Genomic DNA, 16,815 nt, shown 5'->3' with positions numbered 1-16,815 from the left:
ACGCTTTTCTTTTTAGGAGGTGCCTGACACCATTGAAGAAAACGCTCCGGGCTTTGTTTCTTTTGTTTTTTTTCTGGCTCGCACTTGCTTTTTATTTCACCAATCGGATTATGTACATGAAAAAGAAGGATGAGGACTTTATTTTAAAGCGGGAACAAGAGGCAGGGCGTTTTCATCCTGAGACGTTCGAAACATTGCCAAAGCGGGATGTTGACATTCCTTCCCCATTTGGTTACTCGATTAGAGCTGTGATCGTCGAGCCGCACCAAACGAACCGTTATGTCATTATTGCCCATGGCGTGACGGAAACTAAAATCAATTCGGTAAAATATATGAATATGTTCCTTGAACGCGGCTTTAATGCCGTCATTTACGATCATCGCCGCCACGGGGAATCCGGCGGGAAAACAACGAGCTTCGGCCATTATGAAAAATTTGATTTAAAAGCAGTCGTAGACTGGTTGAAAAAGGAGAAAGGGCCTGACATACTTCTTGGAATTCACGGCGAATCAATGGGAGCAGCGACGATGCTTTTGTATGCGGGGCTAGTTGAAGACGGCGCGGGCTTTTATATTGCCGATTGCCCTTTTTCTGATTTTAAACAGCAGCTGGCCTACCTGATCAAAAAGGATTTTAAATTTTGGCCAGGATTGCTGCTGCCAATTGGGGATCTTTTTTTACGGATGCGTGATAAATATTCGATCCGGAATGTTTCGCCGATCTCCGTCATTGAAAACATTAAGCATCCGATTCTGTTTATCCACAGCCTACATGATGATTATATCTTGCCGGCCATGACAGAAGAGCTGTTTAAGCAAAAAAAAGGGCCAAAGATGCTGTACATTGCGGAAACCGGCAAACATGCCCAATCGTTTAACGAAAACCGCACTGATTATGAACGGGCCGTCGATGAATTTTTGCAAACGTATGTTAAACCCAGCTGACACAGATGATTAGTCTGTGTTTTTCTTTATAATTAGACTCAACTGACCGTTTAAAATTTGCTGTGGGCTTTTCAGCTGGAACCATTTTGTGCCATTTGAAAAATCTATGATCATTTGCTCATCGAAGAAAATCATTTTGGACTTTTCGACGTAAATGGTTTCGCTATTTGTCTCAATGGCAATGTCAGTAGCCTCCACTTCCGGTACAAACCATAGGGCGGCTACTCCATCTACGGCACACCCGCATCCTTCTATATCGTATTTCAGCTTTAAGAAGCCAGTGCGGCCGCTGATTTTCTCTGCTATTTTCGCTGCTGCTGCTTCTGTGATCGTAATCTGCATTTTGAATACTCCTCTCGTTTGCATATGATGAATTGTATCATAAATACAGCCTTTAGTTGCATTTTTCTTCCTGTCTCGTTATCTTAAAGGTAGCAACAAACATTTATAAGGAGTGATCGTATGGCAAAGGTACAAATTAAAGTAAATGATAATGGCTCACTTAGAATCACCGGTGAGGTGGAATTGCTTGATGGCGAAGGAAATGTTTATCCGGCAAAGCCGGCTTTCTCACTTTGCCGCTGCGGGCTGTCGAATAATAAACCATTTTGTGACGGCTCTCATAAAGGACATTTTGAGTCAAAAGTCCGGGTTCCAAAAGAAGATTAAAAAATATCTTCTGTATTGTTCTATAGACCATATATACTCGATCAATCAGGGAAGAGCGGTATTCCGCTCTTTTTACTTATCTGTAAGCCGGATATCCACAATCGTTTCGAGCGGAATTCGGTGCACCGCTTCAAACCGGTCGATCACGTGAAGCCTCTGTGCTGTCTTATCACAGTGATGGATTGTTCCAATGATTATTTCATAACGATGGTTTTGATAATAGGTAATGGTTATATCTTGGCCTGATTCCATTGCTTGAGTCACCGTTTTATTCATCAGCTCCAGCTGTTGTTCATCCATTTCTTTTGGTTGCTCGTACTGGTCTTCCTTGACCCAATCCCTTAAGCATTTTACATGTTCAGGCAGCATCATTGCTGTCCATTTGATTCTGCCGCGATCGCGAATCATATGCTCTCCTTCTTTCTTTCCTGTTTGTAAGGCAGCAGTGGCTAGTCACTTACCAAGGATTTTCCGCTCTTTTGTTTACATTTTGTGCCCGCCGACAAGCGAGGCCCGGTGTCTGGCGGTTCCTCCGGCGGTATAGGAAACTGCCCGGAGCAGTGAAGCAGCACCAAAGCGTCGGCGGACCGAATCGACCACATAGCCAAGTTCCCGCCGTTTAGCAGCACCTGTATCAAATAAATCAAGCTGCAGCTCGCAGTCATCGACCATATTGCCAAGTGAAAGAGAGATCTGCCGTACTGTTTTGCCATTATAATGCTCATGAAACAATTCAATACTGACGCGGTACAGATCCATTGTTACATTTGTTGGCTGCCGGATCGTACGGGAACGGTGAAATCCCCCGCCAAACTCATCCTGGCTGTAGCCGATGCCGAGACTGACGGTTCTCCCTGCTTTGCGATGGGCTCTCGCTCGTCTTGCCACCTCCTCGCACATTTCCAAAATGACATGTTTGATTTCCTCTTCGTTTTTATAATCTCTTAATAAAATTTGACTTTTTCCAAAACTAATCTGTCCCTCCAGCAGCGGTGCCCCCAGATCGGAAAGATCCACTCCCCAGGCATGATAATACAGCTGGTTTCCCATGATACCGAATTTCTTTTCCAGTTTGGCTAAATCGTAGCGTGCCAATTGGCCGACAGTGAAAATTCCCATGCCGTTTAATGTTTTTTCAAGGCGCCGGCCAATTCCCCACATTTTCCTTAGCGGGGACACTTTCCAAAGCTTTGCCTCGACATCTTCATATGTCCATTCGGCAATGTTTTCGTTCTTCGCTTCTAAATCGAGACAAAGCTTCGCCATCAGCATATTGGGACCGATTCCGATAGCACATGGCAGCTGAAATTCCCGCTCGATATCTTTTTTTATTTTTGCAGCAATTGTTCGGGCATCTCCCCATAGATGGAGCGTGCCGTCTACTTTAATAAAGCTTTCGTCGACACTATAAACGTGGATGGCTTCTTTAGGAACATAACGGTTAAACACCCGGATCAGTTCGGTTGAGACGCGCAAATAAGTGGCCATTTTCGGTTCCACAAGCCGAATTCTTGGATCTTTTGGAATTTCAAACAGCCGCGAACCTGTTTTAATGCCAAATTCTTTTTTCAGCCTTGGCGAAGCAGCAAGCACAATACTCCCCTGCCGCTGTTTGTCCCCAACAATCGCAATATAGCAATTCAGCGGATCAAGCCCCTCCATAACAGCCGAACAGCTGGCATAGAAGCTCTTCATGTCGACACATAAAATTTTATTTTGCGGTAACGTGCTGTAATCAACCATGACTGCTCCCTCACTGTTTTAATAATCGAACATTAGTTCTTTTTATTTTATTCTTATTTTAAGAGAATATGCGTTCGCATTCAACGGGAGTTTTTTCCATCCTTATAAATGAAAAAGGATGCCTTTATAGTCAAGCCTAAAAAACGTTATAATAGTTCCGAGGTGCACATGTATGGAGAAAAAACTAGTGAAAAAAATGATTATAAATTGTTTTAAACAATATTATGAGGCAGATTCCATGCCGATCGGCGAGGAGGATTTAGAAGAACTCTCTGGTCGAATCCTAAAAAAGCAAAAAGAAGAGCCCAAGACGGATTTATTTGAAGTGGTGAACGATGTTATTTATGAATTTTTAACAAGTTAAAGGACTATGAACAGCTTTTAGCCACCGGAGATTGCTTTCTTCTTAGGTCTAGGCTAAAAAGAGGTATGATCTCGAAAAGCAGGATGTTTTTCTCTGCTGTAGTCTCTGTTGTATTCTCTGGTATTGCTTTGGTCAATTTGGCATCTACATCAGGGCATTCTGAACTCTTCTTTGGATCAATATGAGCACACGACGGCTCATTTAGCGGCCAAGGCCGATTAAATCGCCGATTCCCTCGCGCATTCGCTTCAAGGCCGCGGGGGTATATTTCACATCCATTTTGCTATACCCCCAGTTTTCCCCAAAAACTCCTGTAGAGAAACCATAAATTGGTCTATAATACTGATGTTTATTTTTTATTCAATACACTCCTGCCAATCCGCTCAAAAAGCCTTGGAAACAACACAGAGACGACGCTTCCCATGTTCATCCATCGCGGCAGGTTGATCTCCCGTGTTTTTGTTAGCATGCTGTCCACGACTTTTTGGGCGACATATTCCGGCTGAAGCATGAATTTTTGCACATTTTTTACATAAGTGCCCTGTTCGTCGGCAATCGTAAAGAAATTAGTAGCAATCGGCCCAGGATTGACCGCTGTCACCAGAACGTTATAATCCGCCAGTTCCATGCGCAAAGCATTAGTATAGCCAAGGACCGCATGCTTGGTAGCTGAATACACACTTGATTTTGGCGTAGCAATTTTTCCGGCCTGGGAGGCAATGTTGATAATATGGCCAAACCGCCGTTCTCGCATGGAGTTTAACACCATGCTGGTACAGGCCATCAGCCCGATCACGTTAACTTCAAACATCCCCTTCATCTCGTCTATAGAAGCCTCGTGGGCTTCGCGGAAAATGCCGTATCCAGCATTATTCACGAGGATATCAATTGAACCAATTCTTGAAAAAATTTGGTCAAAAACCTCCTGCACTTGATCGGTATCAGCAACATCGAGCCGATAGACAAGCACCGATACCCGATATGTTTCTTCAAGCTGGGCTTTCAGCTGTTCAAGTTTATCGATGCTTCGGGCAAGCAGGACGAGATTGGCCCCACTTGCAGCGCAAAGCTTGGCAATCTCTGCACCGATTCCGCTTGAAGCCCCGGTTATAACAATATTTCTGTCTTTTAACTGTTCTCTGACCATTCAACCACCTCATCTATCCGCCCATTACTTTGCATGAAAAAGTACGGGCTGAGTATCTTTTCTCATAATTTCCCCGATAGAGGCTAAATAGTCAAGCTGCCCTATTGTTTCTGACAATGTTAAAAATAATTGGTTTTGATAGGCGGAAGGAAACAGACGCCGGCAAATTTCAAATACCGTCAGTTCGCTTTCTTTCAAAAATTGATTCACTTTCATTGCCCGGTCATGCTGAGTAATCAGCCGTTGTTCAATAAGCTCTGCCAATTGGTCAATCTCCTTGCCATGCCCTGTATAGACTTTTTGAATCGGATAGGACAACAGTTTTTGCAACGAATGATTGTGCTGAAGCAGCGGTTTTGGCCTTGCGCTTTCTCCTGGAACCGGAGGCTCAAGCAATGGATTGGGGGAAACATGAGCTAAAACAACATCACCGCCGATTAAGATCCCATCCTTCTCGCGAAATAAGGCAATTTGACTTTGAGCATGTCCGGGTGTTTCAATAACCTGCCATTCGGGAAGTCCGGGTGGGGTCATTTTTTCCAGCAAAGCTCCAGTCAGAGAGCGGCTGCAAGAATACTTTAGCATCTGTTTGAGATCGGTAAGGGCCGTTAAATACTCTTCCGGGACGCCACACTTAAGAAAGAACGAGCTGAAGAATGTTATAAATTCCTGAAGAAAATCTTCTGTTGGGTGAATCCAACGCTCATTGAGCGGGTGCCCATAAACCTCCATCGAATCAGGGAAAAAATCAAGCAGCCCGGCATGGTCCGGGTGATCATGTGTCAAGATCACTTGTTCAATGTCTTCCGGCCTCAAATCTAACTCGCGTAATTGGGATGTTAATAATTCCCAGGCCTTTTTTGTTTTCGGCCCTGCGTCCACAAGCGTCAGTCGCTCACCCTTCAATAAATAGACATTGACATCCCCGACCGGAAAAGGTGTCGGGAGCGCCATCTTGGCAATTCCGTCTTTCCATTCTGTCATGTGAAAAACCCCTTAACATTTGTTCAATAAAGTATTTTCATTCGCCAAATGTGTAAAATCTGTCAATTGATATTTATAAAGTAAAGTTTAGCGATATTTCAAGTAAAAGTCACTTCTTCTGCGTATTTTTTCGAAAAAATATAAAATTCGGTTAAATTAACTCTTGACAGAGTTTGGTTTTTCTTGGATAATCACTAATAAAATTTATTTCGTTTTTATGCGATGATGAAGGCCAGTAGATGAAAAATGGCGAAAGAGAGTGAAGCCCAGAAGGCTGGAAGGCTTCACCGCCCTCTTGATCATTGAACCTACCTTGTGAGCATTTAGGAAAACCTAACGTAACCCGGCGTTAACGGTGTTTGAGCGGCCCTCGGGAATTGAATTGCCAGGGGGTCAATGAAGGTGGTACCGCGGAAGTTAGACCTTTCGTCCTTTTTGGATGAAAGGTCTTTTTTGTTTCATAAAAAGAAAGGGGAGGAAATTTTTATGAATAAAATCACGATTGTGGGCGCAGGTTCGATGGCCGAAGCCTTTATTTCAGGAATTCTTGAAAGTGGATTAATAGAACAAAAGAATGTGTGGGTAACGAACAATTCCAATCAAGACAGATTAAATGACTTAGAAGCTCGATATGGCATCCGAAGCAGCTATGATTTAATGGATCTTTTTAACGGGACGGATGTAGTGGTATTGGCGATGAAACCAAAAGATGCCGCATCGGCGATTGATGATATTCGTACGTATCTTTCACCGGAAATGCTGATTGTATCCGTTCTTGCCGGGGTGTCGATGCATACGATTGAAGCATTGGCGAAAAAGCCGCTCGCCATTGCCAGAGCAATGCCGAATACATCCGCTGCAGTCGGGAAATCAGCAACTGCCATTGCCGTCAATAGCCGGGTTTCCGAAGCCCAGCTTGAGATGGCGAAACAATTGTTTGAGACTGTTGGATTAGTGGCTTTTGTAGAGGAAGACCAGCTGGATGCAGTAACTGGTCTGTCAGGTAGCGGGCCCGCCTATATTTATTATCTGATTGAAGCAATGGAAAAAAGTGCTGTAGAAATCGGACTGGACAAACAAATGGGAAAGGAACTGATTGTCCAGACGCTGATTGGAGCCGCAGAAATGGTCAAATCTTCAGCCAAACCACCGGAACAATTACGCCGGGAAGTGACAAGTCCGGGAGGAACGACGGAAGCCGGCGTTCGTATTTTGGAAGAAAGCGGTGTTCAGCAGGCGTTTATTTCGTGTATTAAAGCTGCAACTGCCCAATCGAAAAAAATGGGCGATGCCTTATGCGCTCAGCTTCAAGTCGGCAAATCCTAGTGAAAATTGAATGTTTGTCCCCGGTTTTTATAAACTAAACGTAAAAAGAATAAAGCGGAGCTTTAGCCCGCGGGCTCTTGGAAAATTTTTTTGAAAAGGACTGGGGAAATGGTCAGTATAGTAACGATTTTGTTTAGATTAGGTATTTTTGTCTGGATTGTGTTTATCATAGATGCATTGATTGGTCTCTCGAATCTGGACTGTTTAGAAAACGAAGACTGTCTTACAGATGGCCCGTTATTGTCGGTCATTGTTGCGGCACGGAACGAGGAAAAACATTTACGGGAAAGTATAGTAAGCCAGCTTTCCCAAACCTATCAAAAGGTAGAGTGGATTCTCGTTAATGACCGTTCCACCGATGACACCGAAAGAATTATCGATCAGCTTGCGGCCAGCGATTCCCGAATAAAGACCGTTCATATTCGGGAGTTGCCGGAGGGCTGGCTCGGAAAGAATCATGCCTTATATAAAGGATCCCAATCTGCCTCGGGGAAATGGCTGTTATTTACCGATGCCGATATTTATTACGAAAAAGAAGCATTTGCCAAAGCACTTCACTACGCTGAAAGACTCAAGCTCGACCATTTAACCGCAGCGCCTAATTTATTTGCCAAAGGCTTTTGGCTGAAAACCTTTGTTGCTTTCTTCCTGTTTGGCTTCTCCTATTTTAAACGGCCGTGGCTGGCGAATAACCCCAAATCCAAAACCGGAATCGGTGCATTTAATTTAGTTTCCAAAACAGCATATGAAATGTTTGGTACACACGAAAGGATCAAAATGCGCCCGGATGATGATCTGCAGCTAGGGATGAAAATGAAAAAAGACGGATTTCGGCAAAGAATTGTGACCGCCCTCCAATTAATCAAAGTGGAATGGTACGGAAATTTACAAGAAGCATTTATCGGGCTGGAAAAAAACACGTTCGCCGGATTAAATTATCGCCTAAGCATGGTGCTGTTTGCCATTTTTGGCGTGTTCACTACTCATGTTCTACCGTTTATTACGGTTTTTGCCGCCAATAACACGATTGCCCTCCTCAGTCTGGGAAATATCATCGGAAGCGGCATCCTTTATGTTATGATCGTGAAAAGAATGACTGTTTTCTCCCCCGTCCTGTTTCTTGTTTTTCCGATTACCGCTTTACTTTTTATTTATTCAATCGCCAGAGCCAGCTACCTTACCTTTCAGCGCGGAGGAATTATGTGGCGCGGTACGACCTATCCATTACGGGAACTGAGGGAAAAGGAATAAAGCAGGAAATCACATGATTGAAGTGCCATTTGCTATACTAGAAGTGGTTTAGAAAATGAAACAGGAGGTTTTCCGATGGCAGTAAAATTGTTTTCTCCTTATACCATCAAAGGTGTTACTTTTAAAAACAGAATTGTTATGTCCCCGATGTGCATGTATTCATGCCATAACCAAGACGGGCATGTGGAAAACTGGCACCGCACCCACTATGCATCAAGGGCGGTTGGTCAGGTTGGACTGATTATGGTGGAAGCGACGGCCGTCACGCCTCAAGGCCGAATTTCTCCGCAGGATTTGGGAATCTGGAGCGATGACCATATTAAAGGTTTAAAAGAGCTTGTCAGCCTTGTAAAAGAACATGGCTCCAAAATCGGCATCCAACTTGCCCATGCCGGCAGAAAAGCGGAACTGGAAGGTGATATCCTTGGACCGTCAGCCATTGCTTTCAATGAACAATCAAAAACACCGAAGGAAATGACAAAGGAGGATATTGCCGATACAGTCGAGGCGTTTAAAAAAGGAGCTGAACGGGCCAAAAAGGCCGGTTTTGATGTAATTGAAATTCACGGCGCCCATGGCTACTTGATCAATGAATTTCTTTCGCCGCTCTCTAATAAACGGCAAGATGAATATGGCGGTTCAGCTGAAAACCGTTACCGGTTCCTCCGTGAGATCATTGATGCGGTAAAAACTGTTTGGGTGGGCCCGCTGTTTGTCCGCGTATCCGCAAATGATTACCAAGAAGGCGGATTAACACCTGAAGATTACATAGTATTTGCCCACTGGATGAAAGAACAAGGCGTCGATTTGATTGATGTCAGCTCCGGCGCTGTTGTCCCTGCCCGGATTAACGTCTATCCCGGCTATCAAGTAAAATTCTCAGAAACCGTTCGGAATGGAGCTGACATTGCCACTGGTGCAGTCGGATTGATTACCTCTCCAATCCAAGCGGAAGAAATTTTACAAAACGAAAGGGCAGACCTAGTCTTCCTGGCACGGGAATTGCTGCGCGACCCATACTGGCCGCGGACAGCCGCCAAAGAACTTGGTGTTACAATTGAAGGACCAAAACAGTATGAACGTGGGTGGAGATAAGAATATTTTACATGATCTTCTACCTTGATCTAAGTTAGCTCAAATTCGGACAGCCGATGCCCAGAAAGCATCGAAGCTGTCCGCAATCTTCTTCATGTTTTTCAAAAAACACAGCCAAGTTCAAAACTTAGAAAGCGCTTCTTTATTTCCAATACTAATTTCCTTAAAATCCTCCGCAATCTCCGTATTCGCAAAAGTTTCCCTAGCTTCCTTTACTAATTCCTGCGAAGCGTTTCGGTCGTAACGTGAGCTTATGTGGGTTAAGCAAAGCATGCCGCAGGCCGCTTGTTTAGCTATTTCCGCAGCCTGGTAGGTCGTAGAATGAAAATAATCATATGCGAGCTTTTCTTCTCCTTTGGAAAAAGTCGCTTCGTGTATTAATAGATCAGCGTTCTTGGCCAGTAATATTGCGTTTGCGGTAAATCTCGTATCTCCCAAAATCGCAACAACCCTTCCCTTTTGCGGCGGGCCGACAAATTCTTTCGGATCAATCACCCTGCCATCTTCAAGTGTAACGATTTCTCCATTTTTGATTTGTTTAAAAATCGGCCCCGGCTTTACCCCCGCTTCTTTTAACTTATCAGCAAGCAATGTGCCCGGTCTGTCTTTTTCGACAATCCGGTAGCCGTAAGATGGAATGCCGTGGTCGAGGAGACGGGCTTCAACCATAAACTGTTCATCCTCAAAAATAATGCCTTCTGAAATTTCTACGATCGAAAGCGGATATTTTAAATAGGTTTGACTTAAAGAAAGACTGATCTCAATATATTGTTTAATTCCTTTCGGGCCGTAAACCGTCACCTCTGACTCGCCTCCCTGGAATGAGCGGCTGGACAATAGACCCGGCAGGCCATAAATATGGTCACCGTGAAGATGGGTAATAAAAATTTTTTCAATCCTTCTTGGTTTAATCGAAGTATGTAATATTTGATGCTGTGTTGCTTCACCGCAATCAAACAGCCAAATAGCTCCACGTTCCTCCAGCAGTTTCAAAGCAATTGATGTTACATTGCGCAACTTTGCCGGCATCCCTGCCCCCGTACCTAAGAAAAAAACATCCACAATCAAAAACTCCTCTCATAACCGTTCCTTAAAATCCGATAAAGATACTATAGCATAAACGGCTCCATCTCCCCAAAACAAAAAACAAATAAATGAATACATGCAATTCAATCTATTTGAGAAATCTAAACGTAACCGCTAAAATTTAATTTTAAAATACATAGGCAATTATGCTTTAGAAGAGAGGTTTCAATTATGGAAGAAAACATGACATCATTGATCATGATCTTCGGAGCTACCGGAGATTTGGCAAAACGAAAGCTGTTTCCCTCCCTTTACCGCCTATATGAAGGGAAAAGATTAAATAAATTTGCAGTGATTGGTGTTGCCAGAAATGCACAGCCAAATGAAACGTTCCAACAAGCTGTTAAAGAATCCGTTTTGGCTGCCCTTGGAAATAAGAATGATCTTGACGAATTTGTTTCACATTTCTACTATCAGGCCCATGATGCGGCTGATTCAAGTTCCTATGCGGACTTAAAAAAATTCGCCGATGAAATTGATGAGCACTATAACCTTGAAGGTAACCGGATCTTCTATCTGGCAATGGCACCGCAATTCTTCGGACCGATTGCCTTGCATTTAAAATCAGACGGACTGACAGATGTAAAAGGCTACAAACGTCTAATCATTGAAAAGCCTTTTGGACACGATTTGTCTTCAGCAAAGGAATTAAATCAACAAATTAGAACCGCTTTTTCTGAAGAAGAAATTTACCGGATTGACCATTATTTAGGGAAAGAAATGGTTCGGAATATTGAAGTAATCCGCTTTGCCAATGCCATTTTTGAACCGCTTTGGAATAACCAGTTTATCTCCAATATTCAAATCACTTCAAGTGAAACTCTTGGGGTTGAAGAAAGAGGACGGTATTACGAATCAAGCGGTGCATTAAGAGACATGCTGCAAAATCATATGCTGCAGATGGTAGCCCTGCTTGCAATGGAGCCGCCTATAAAATTGTCAACGGATGAAATTCGTTCGGAAAAAGTCCGAGTATTCCGCTCACTCCGAATGATAGAGGGCGAACAAGTGAACGATTATTTCGTACGCGGACAGTATGGAGAAGGTTCCATTAACGGAGAACAAGTTCCGAAGTACAGGGATGAACCAATGGTTGACAAAGAATCAAATACAGAGACTTTTGTAGCAGGAAAAATAATGATTGATAATTTCCGCTGGGCCGGAGTGCCATTTTATATCCGCACAGGAAAAAGAATGGCCGCCAAGTCAACGAAAATTGTGATCCAATTTAAAGACATTCCGATCAACTTGTATTATCAAACGGAAAAACTCAATCCTAACCTTTTGGTCATTCATGTTCAACCGGAAGAAGGTATTACCCTATACCTAAATGCTAAAAAAGCAGGCGGGAACATGGACGCAGAAGAAGTAAAATTAACCTTTGCCAACACAGGCGCAAATGCCATGAACACCCCTGAAGGATATGAAAAACTGCTCTACGACTGCATGCGCGGCGATGCCACGAATTTCACCCATTGGGATGAAGTGGCCTATTCTTGGGCATTTGTTGACAAAATTTCTGAGGTTTGGCAAAAAACAAAAGCAGATTTTCCTAATTACGCATCCGGTTCCATGGGTCCAAAAGCAGCAGATGACCTCCTAGAAAAAGACGGCTTCTTTTGGTGGCCGGTTACTGATTTAGATGTTGAAATCTGTCAGTAATGATTAGCTCCACTTGCGAATATAAGCAATGTGGAGCTTTATTCTTGTTGATGTTGATTTGTGCGAAGAAAATCTTTATTAAAGCTTGTGGATGTACCAATATAATCAGTTTGGTCAATCTGATGTGCCCCCGCTGTTTCGATGATCGTTTTCCCGAATTTTTCCCGAAGCTGAGACAACGTTTTAAATAGCGGTTCTTTTTTAGCTTCTTTTTCGTATGAAAATAAATCCAATTGTTTGTAGGCTTGATGTTGTTCGACTAAGTCAAACCCAGTAATCCCCAATAAACGGACAGGATCGCCGTTCCAATGCTTTTGCAAAAGCTGTTTGGCCAACCATGCAATTTCCTCTTTTTTTTGAATAGGATTCGCTAATTTCCTGCTCCTTGTGATCGTTTTCCGATCTTTATAGCGAATGGTAATACCAAGCGTTTCAGCAAGAACATTTTTACGCTTCAGTCTTACAGACACTGTCTCAGCCAAAGACTCGAGTACATGATATAGCTCTTGTTGATTGCTGATGTCCCTCGGAAGGGTGGTAGAATTGCCGATGCTTTTGAACTCTTCAACCGATTCTGGATCGACAGGACGCCTATCAATGCCGCCTGCCCTCTCTTTTAACCGGATCCCATTAATGCCGAGCAATGTTTTAAGCTGGACGTCATTCGCTTTGGCTAAATCACCAATTGTACTGATGCCGATGGTTTTTAACTTTTCCGCTGTCTTTTGCCCAACCCCATGCATTTCATTCACATGTAACGGCCAAAGAACATGTGGAATATCACGTTTTCTAAGGATCGTAATCCCAAGCGGTTTTTGCATATCAGAAGCCATTTTGGCCAGAAATTTATTCGGGGCAATCCCAATACTGCACGGTAGATCAAGCTGTTCAAGAATTCTTTTTTGAATGCTTTCGGCAATTTCAATTGGGCTTCCAAATTCATAACTTTCAGTGATGTCCATATAGCCTTCATCAATCGAAACAGGTTCAACGAGGTTGGTATAGTTTTTAAGAATCGCGAACATGCCTTTTGAAGCAGCACGGTAACGCTCAAAATTTGGTGGTTTAATAATAAGCTCAGGACAAAGCTTTTTCGCTTCCCAAATCGGCATGGTCGTTTTGACGCCAAATTTTCTTGCTTCATAGCTGCAAGTAACAATGATTCCTCTGCGCTCAGCAGCATTTCCGGCAATGGCAAGTGGCTTTCCTTTAAGTGAAGGATCGTAAGCCATTTCAACCGAAGCAAAAAAGCTATTCATATCCACATGTAAAATGACACGTCCATTTTTCGGGTACATTTCCTTCATGTCCATCATCCTTAAACTGTTCAATACGCTCCCTGAACTTATCGTACCACAAACAAATTGAATGAACCATTAGGGTTCATATTCAGAGGCGCAAAAATCAAACCTTTATAGGTCCATGAGATTGCCCACAATTTTCGTCCCGTGTACTTCGTGAATCTTTAATTTTTTTGTTACAAAATCGACATTCTTGTCCGTTATTCCTCCGCCAGGCATAATGATGATTCTGCCTGCTGCATACTCTACATACTCCTTTAACCTTTGAAGATTTGATTCGATTGATGTATGAAGGTTTCCCCCATGGGTTAATATTCTGGGAACCCGGTGTCTGACCAGCCAATCAATGGCCTCAAACTGATACTCCGGCTTTATATGGTCAAATGCCATATGGAAGGTAATATCAAGCCCTTTTGCTTCTTCCAGCAAGATGCCCATTGCCTTTTCATCAATCCAGCCGGTTTTGTCCAAGCAGCCAATGACAACACCGTCTACTCCCAGCCTTTTGAAATGGGCAATATCATTCTTCATGATGTGAATTTCTATATTAGTATAGACGAAGTCCCCTGCCCTTGGTCTTATAATCGTCATTACCTTTACATTTCTGCTTTAACAGTATTGAATGGTTTGGAGTGCTACACCGTGACTTACCGTTGTACCACCTACGTTAAGATGATCGCAAAGCTCAATACGTCCAGCCCCTTGGGAAACAGCCTTGGGAACCATTGTGAAATTTTCAACACAAACTTCTTTTATCATCTATTTGCCTGCCTTATGTTAGACAATGGGATCATATCAAGATCCGGAATTGGCTTTTCCAGGTAAGAGGTATCTTTCCGGGCATTGTATCGCTCGGCTTTTTCCACATAGACTGTAATATTGTAATCTGGAATGCCGGAATATTTCTCGTACCGTCCGCGCGGCAGCAGAATATTACCTTCCGGAAAGTGGACTTCGATATTGCCCGATGCGATCTCGACAAATTTTGCTTTGCCTTGGAAGACACCGAACCCGTTATAAACTACGATTCCTTCCCCTTCTATAATACTCAATCTCCCTGCATCATCAGCATTCATCAGGACATCATAACGGCTGGCGCCGTTTAACGGATCTGTTTCTTTGTAAATCATGGAATTAAACTGTTTCCCCCGTCGGGTTGTCACGATAAATTGTTCAGGCTTCCGATTTAAATCAGGAATATCCACCGGTACTAAGTTCCCTTTCCCATCCGGAGTTGGGCAGTGGCCATCTTCACATAACCATGCTCCGCCCCACTGAAATACATCTCCCTTACTTTTCAACAGCTGGATACCGTTATAATCCGGATTGGCTTTGGCAATTTCTTCACGGATTTGATAGCCGTCCGCAAAATCAACTAAGTGGGTACTTTCGGGTTTTACCCGCCTCGCCAAATCAATATAAATCTTCCATTCTGTTCGCGCTTCTTCAATTCGATTTTTATTACCTGGAATCTCGGGTGAAAAATACACCATTCGTTCTGTTGACGTACTGGTACCGCCATCTTCCTGTTCATAGCGAGTTTTCGCCGGGAGTACGATGACCGCTTCCTTAGCATCCACTAATGTCGAGGTATTTAAAATAATGTCCTGATGGACACGGACTTCTAGCTCAGACAACGCATTTTTAATAAAATTGGGATCCGGCATCGTTTCTAGGAAATTTCCTCCAGACAAGTAGTAGAGCTTGATTTTTCTCTCATGATCTTCGGGAAGGACGATATTTTCTAGCGTTACTCCAACAATATCCCCCTGCCATTTAGGCAGTTCAAACCCCCAAAGCTTTTCAATCCGCTCTACGTTGTTCTGATCCCAGCCTCCGCCGGGCAGGCTGAACGGGTCCGCTCCCATTTCACTGCTTCCCTGGACACTGGAGTGACCTCGAAATGGCATCAAGCCATTATACTTTCGCCCGAGATGGCCTCTTAGAAGTGCCAGATTCGCCACTTGAGAGATATTATCGGTAGCAAACGAATGCATCGTAAGCCCGAGTGCCCAGGCATAGACAGCATTTTTACTGTGAGCAAGTAATTCCGCTAATTCCATAATCCGTTCTTTCGACACTCCGGAGGATTCTACAATCCGCTCCCACGATTGCTCCTGGACCTTTTTCTTTAGTTCTTCGTATCCGTTCACATGCGCTTTGACAAATTCATGGTTAATGGCAGAACCAAATAGGTTTTCTTCCATGGCAAACCAATGTTTCATGATGCCATGCATGAAGGCAATGTCCCCACCGATGTTGACTTGATAAAAATCATCGGCAATTTTCGTTCCGAATAACGCCGATTCTAGGTTCGATGGGATCCAATATTTGTCCATCGCCGGTTCCCGGTAAGGGTTGACGACAATAATTTTCGTTCCTTTTTTCTTCGCTTCCAACATATATTTCGTCGAAACAGGAGACGAATTTGAAGCGACACTGCCCCAAAACAGTAAGACATCAGTTCCAATCCAGTCCAAATAATTGCAAGTAGACGCCCCGACTCCAATGGAACGCTTTAATGCGGTTTTACTTGGGGCATGGCAAATCCGGGAAGCATTATCAATATGATTGGTCCCCAGAAAACGTGCTACTTTCCCCGCTACATAATAACTTTCATTGGTAATACCTCGGGAGGTAAGGTAAAAGGCATATTGTTTGGGATCAAGCTTTTTCATTTTGGTTGCAATCAAGTCCATGGCTTCATCCCATGTGATACGGGAGAATTTCCGTTCGCCGTTTCGGCGGATTAACGGATACGGAATCCGTCCAAGCTTACGCAGCTGGGTACTGTCATATTTCCTTAATTCGTCGATATCTGCATGGAGGATTTCAGGTTTGATCGCCGGCATGGTATTGAGCCTCAGAACATTTAATCTGGTAGTGCAAATATGGGGGCCCTTTAGGGTTTGATCGTGCAGCCCGGATACACCAAGAGCGCAGCCGTCACACACCCCTTTTGTCAAAATATTGGCGGCGTAACCGATATTATCTTTATTCTCCCAAACAACCTTCACCGTATCGCGAATATGCTTTGGTTTAATTTTTCCAAGCCCAAATGGAATCGGACTGACCCAATGTTTGGGCGTAGGAACTTTTGAAATTTTTTGCGGCCCCGGATGCAATGTTTTCCCCATTCGTATTCCTCCCCTTGAAATATTCCAAACAATAACTAAAATTTCAAAATAACCTATATTTATATTATAACAACGAAAAAGAAGGAACTGTCTACAGTTCCTTCCC

Annotated in this window: 15 protein-coding genes and 1 pseudogene; 7 read left to right on the top strand and 9 right to left on the bottom strand. The window is 43.4% G+C overall.

The window, feature by feature from the left end; genetic code table 11:
• Window positions 1-32: 32 nt before the first annotated feature.
• Entirely contained in the window at window positions 33-944 is a 912-nt protein-coding gene (locus BFU02S_RS09590) for an alpha/beta hydrolase (RefSeq protein ID WP_066369681.1), read from the top strand.
• 9 nt (window positions 945-953) lie between these two features.
• Here BFU02S_RS09590 and BFU02S_RS09585 read toward each other — a convergent pair whose 3' ends face one another.
• Entirely contained in the window at window positions 954-1,286 is a 333-nt protein-coding gene (locus BFU02S_RS09585; protein ID WP_066369678.1) for an iron-sulfur cluster biosynthesis family protein, read from the bottom strand.
• Between the two features lie 120 nt (window positions 1,287-1,406).
• On the opposite strand from BFU02S_RS09585, the gene BFU02S_RS09580 reads away from it, so the two are divergent.
• The gene (locus BFU02S_RS09580) at window positions 1,407-1,613 is read left to right on the top strand and encodes a CDGSH iron-sulfur domain-containing protein (RefSeq protein WP_066369676.1); all 207 of its coding nucleotides are present in this window, start codon (window positions 1,407-1,409) and stop codon (window positions 1,611-1,613) included.
• A gap of 72 nt (window positions 1,614-1,685) precedes the next feature.
• Here the strand turns inward: BFU02S_RS09580 and BFU02S_RS09575 are convergent, their stop codons facing one another.
• Both BFU02S_RS09575 and BFU02S_RS09570 read right to left on the bottom strand, forming a co-directional pair.
• Window positions 1,686-2,021 (bottom strand): YolD-like family protein, encoded by a 336-nt coding sequence (locus BFU02S_RS09575; protein WP_066369673.1) that lies wholly within the window; start codon window positions 2,019-2,021, stop codon window positions 1,686-1,688.
• Window positions 2,022-2,096: 75 nt separating this feature from the next.
• The gene (locus tag BFU02S_RS09570) at window positions 2,097-3,356 is read right to left on the bottom strand and encodes a Y-family DNA polymerase (protein WP_066369670.1); all 1,260 of its coding nucleotides are present in this window, start codon (window positions 3,354-3,356) and stop codon (window positions 2,097-2,099) included.
• A gap of 172 nt (window positions 3,357-3,528) precedes the next feature.
• On the opposite strand from BFU02S_RS09570, the gene BFU02S_RS09565 reads away from it, so the two are divergent.
• On the top strand, window positions 3,529-3,720 hold the full coding sequence (locus BFU02S_RS09565) for a YqzH family protein (RefSeq protein WP_066369669.1): 192 nt from the start codon (window positions 3,529-3,531) through the stop codon (window positions 3,718-3,720).
• A 349-nt stretch (window positions 3,721-4,069) separates the two neighbouring features.
• Here the strand turns inward: BFU02S_RS09565 and BFU02S_RS09560 are convergent, their stop codons facing one another.
• Both BFU02S_RS09560 and BFU02S_RS09555 read right to left on the bottom strand, forming a co-directional pair.
• Window positions 4,070-4,867, bottom strand: a complete 798-nt coding sequence (locus tag BFU02S_RS09560; protein ID WP_066369668.1) for an SDR family NAD(P)-dependent oxidoreductase — start codon at window positions 4,865-4,867, stop codon at window positions 4,070-4,072.
• A gap of 24 nt (window positions 4,868-4,891) precedes the next feature.
• A complete protein-coding gene (locus BFU02S_RS09555) occupies window positions 4,892-5,851 on the bottom strand; it encodes an MBL fold metallo-hydrolase (protein ID WP_066369665.1) in 960 nt (319 codons plus the stop codon).
• A 486-nt stretch (window positions 5,852-6,337) separates the two neighbouring features.
• Between BFU02S_RS09555 and proC the strand changes: the two genes are divergently transcribed.
• The 3 genes from proC to namA all read left to right on the top strand — a co-directional run bounded on the left by proC (window position 6,338) and on the right by namA (window position 9,523).
• Window positions 6,338-7,177 carry a pyrroline-5-carboxylate reductase gene (gene proC / locus BFU02S_RS09550; protein WP_066369685.1) on the top strand — a complete coding sequence of 280 codons (840 nt, stop codon included), beginning with the start codon at window positions 6,338-6,340 and terminating at the stop codon, window positions 7,175-7,177.
• Window positions 7,178-7,285: 108 nt separating this feature from the next.
• Window positions 7,286-8,428 carry a glycosyltransferase family 2 protein gene (locus BFU02S_RS09545; protein ID WP_235842026.1) on the top strand — a complete coding sequence of 381 codons (1,143 nt, stop codon included), beginning with the start codon at window positions 7,286-7,288 and terminating at the stop codon, window positions 8,426-8,428.
• A gap of 75 nt (window positions 8,429-8,503) precedes the next feature.
• Entirely contained in the window at window positions 8,504-9,523 is a 1,020-nt protein-coding gene (namA, locus tag BFU02S_RS09540) for an NADPH dehydrogenase NamA (protein WP_066369664.1), read from the top strand.
• Window positions 9,524-9,643: 120 nt separating this feature from the next.
• Here namA and rnz read toward each other — a convergent pair whose 3' ends face one another.
• Window positions 9,644-10,585 carry a ribonuclease Z gene (gene rnz, locus BFU02S_RS09535; RefSeq protein ID WP_066369661.1) on the bottom strand — a complete coding sequence of 314 codons (942 nt, stop codon included), beginning with the start codon at window positions 10,583-10,585 and terminating at the stop codon, window positions 9,644-9,646.
• A gap of 195 nt (window positions 10,586-10,780) precedes the next feature.
• Here rnz and zwf point away from each other — a divergent pair, with 195 nt between their 5' ends.
• On the top strand, window positions 10,781-12,271 hold the full coding sequence (gene zwf, locus BFU02S_RS09530; RefSeq protein ID WP_066369660.1) for a glucose-6-phosphate dehydrogenase: 1,491 nt from the start codon (window positions 10,781-10,783) through the stop codon (window positions 12,269-12,271).
• Window positions 12,272-12,309: 38 nt separating this feature from the next.
• Here zwf and BFU02S_RS09525 read toward each other — a convergent pair whose 3' ends face one another.
• The 3 genes and pseudogenes from BFU02S_RS09525 to BFU02S_RS09515 form a co-directional block, all read right to left on the bottom strand.
• A complete protein-coding gene (locus BFU02S_RS09525; protein WP_066369659.1) occupies window positions 12,310-13,578 on the bottom strand; it encodes a DNA polymerase IV in 1,269 nt (422 codons plus the stop codon).
• 105 nt (window positions 13,579-13,683) lie between these two features.
• Window positions 13,684-14,298, bottom strand: a pseudogene (locus BFU02S_RS09520) (copper homeostasis protein CutC).
• Between the two features lie 29 nt (window positions 14,299-14,327).
• On the bottom strand, window positions 14,328-16,709 hold the full coding sequence (locus BFU02S_RS09515; RefSeq protein WP_066369657.1) for an FdhF/YdeP family oxidoreductase: 2,382 nt from the start codon (window positions 16,707-16,709) through the stop codon (window positions 14,328-14,330).
• Between the last annotated feature and the right edge of the window lie 106 nt (window positions 16,710-16,815).

Source organism: Neobacillus fumarioli NBRC 102428 (assembly GCF_001591485.1).
GTDB classification, from domain to species: Bacteria; Bacillota; Bacilli; order Bacillales; family Cytobacillaceae; genus Neobacillus; species Neobacillus fumarioli.
This window is presented reverse-complemented; position numbering and strand designations above follow the sequence as displayed.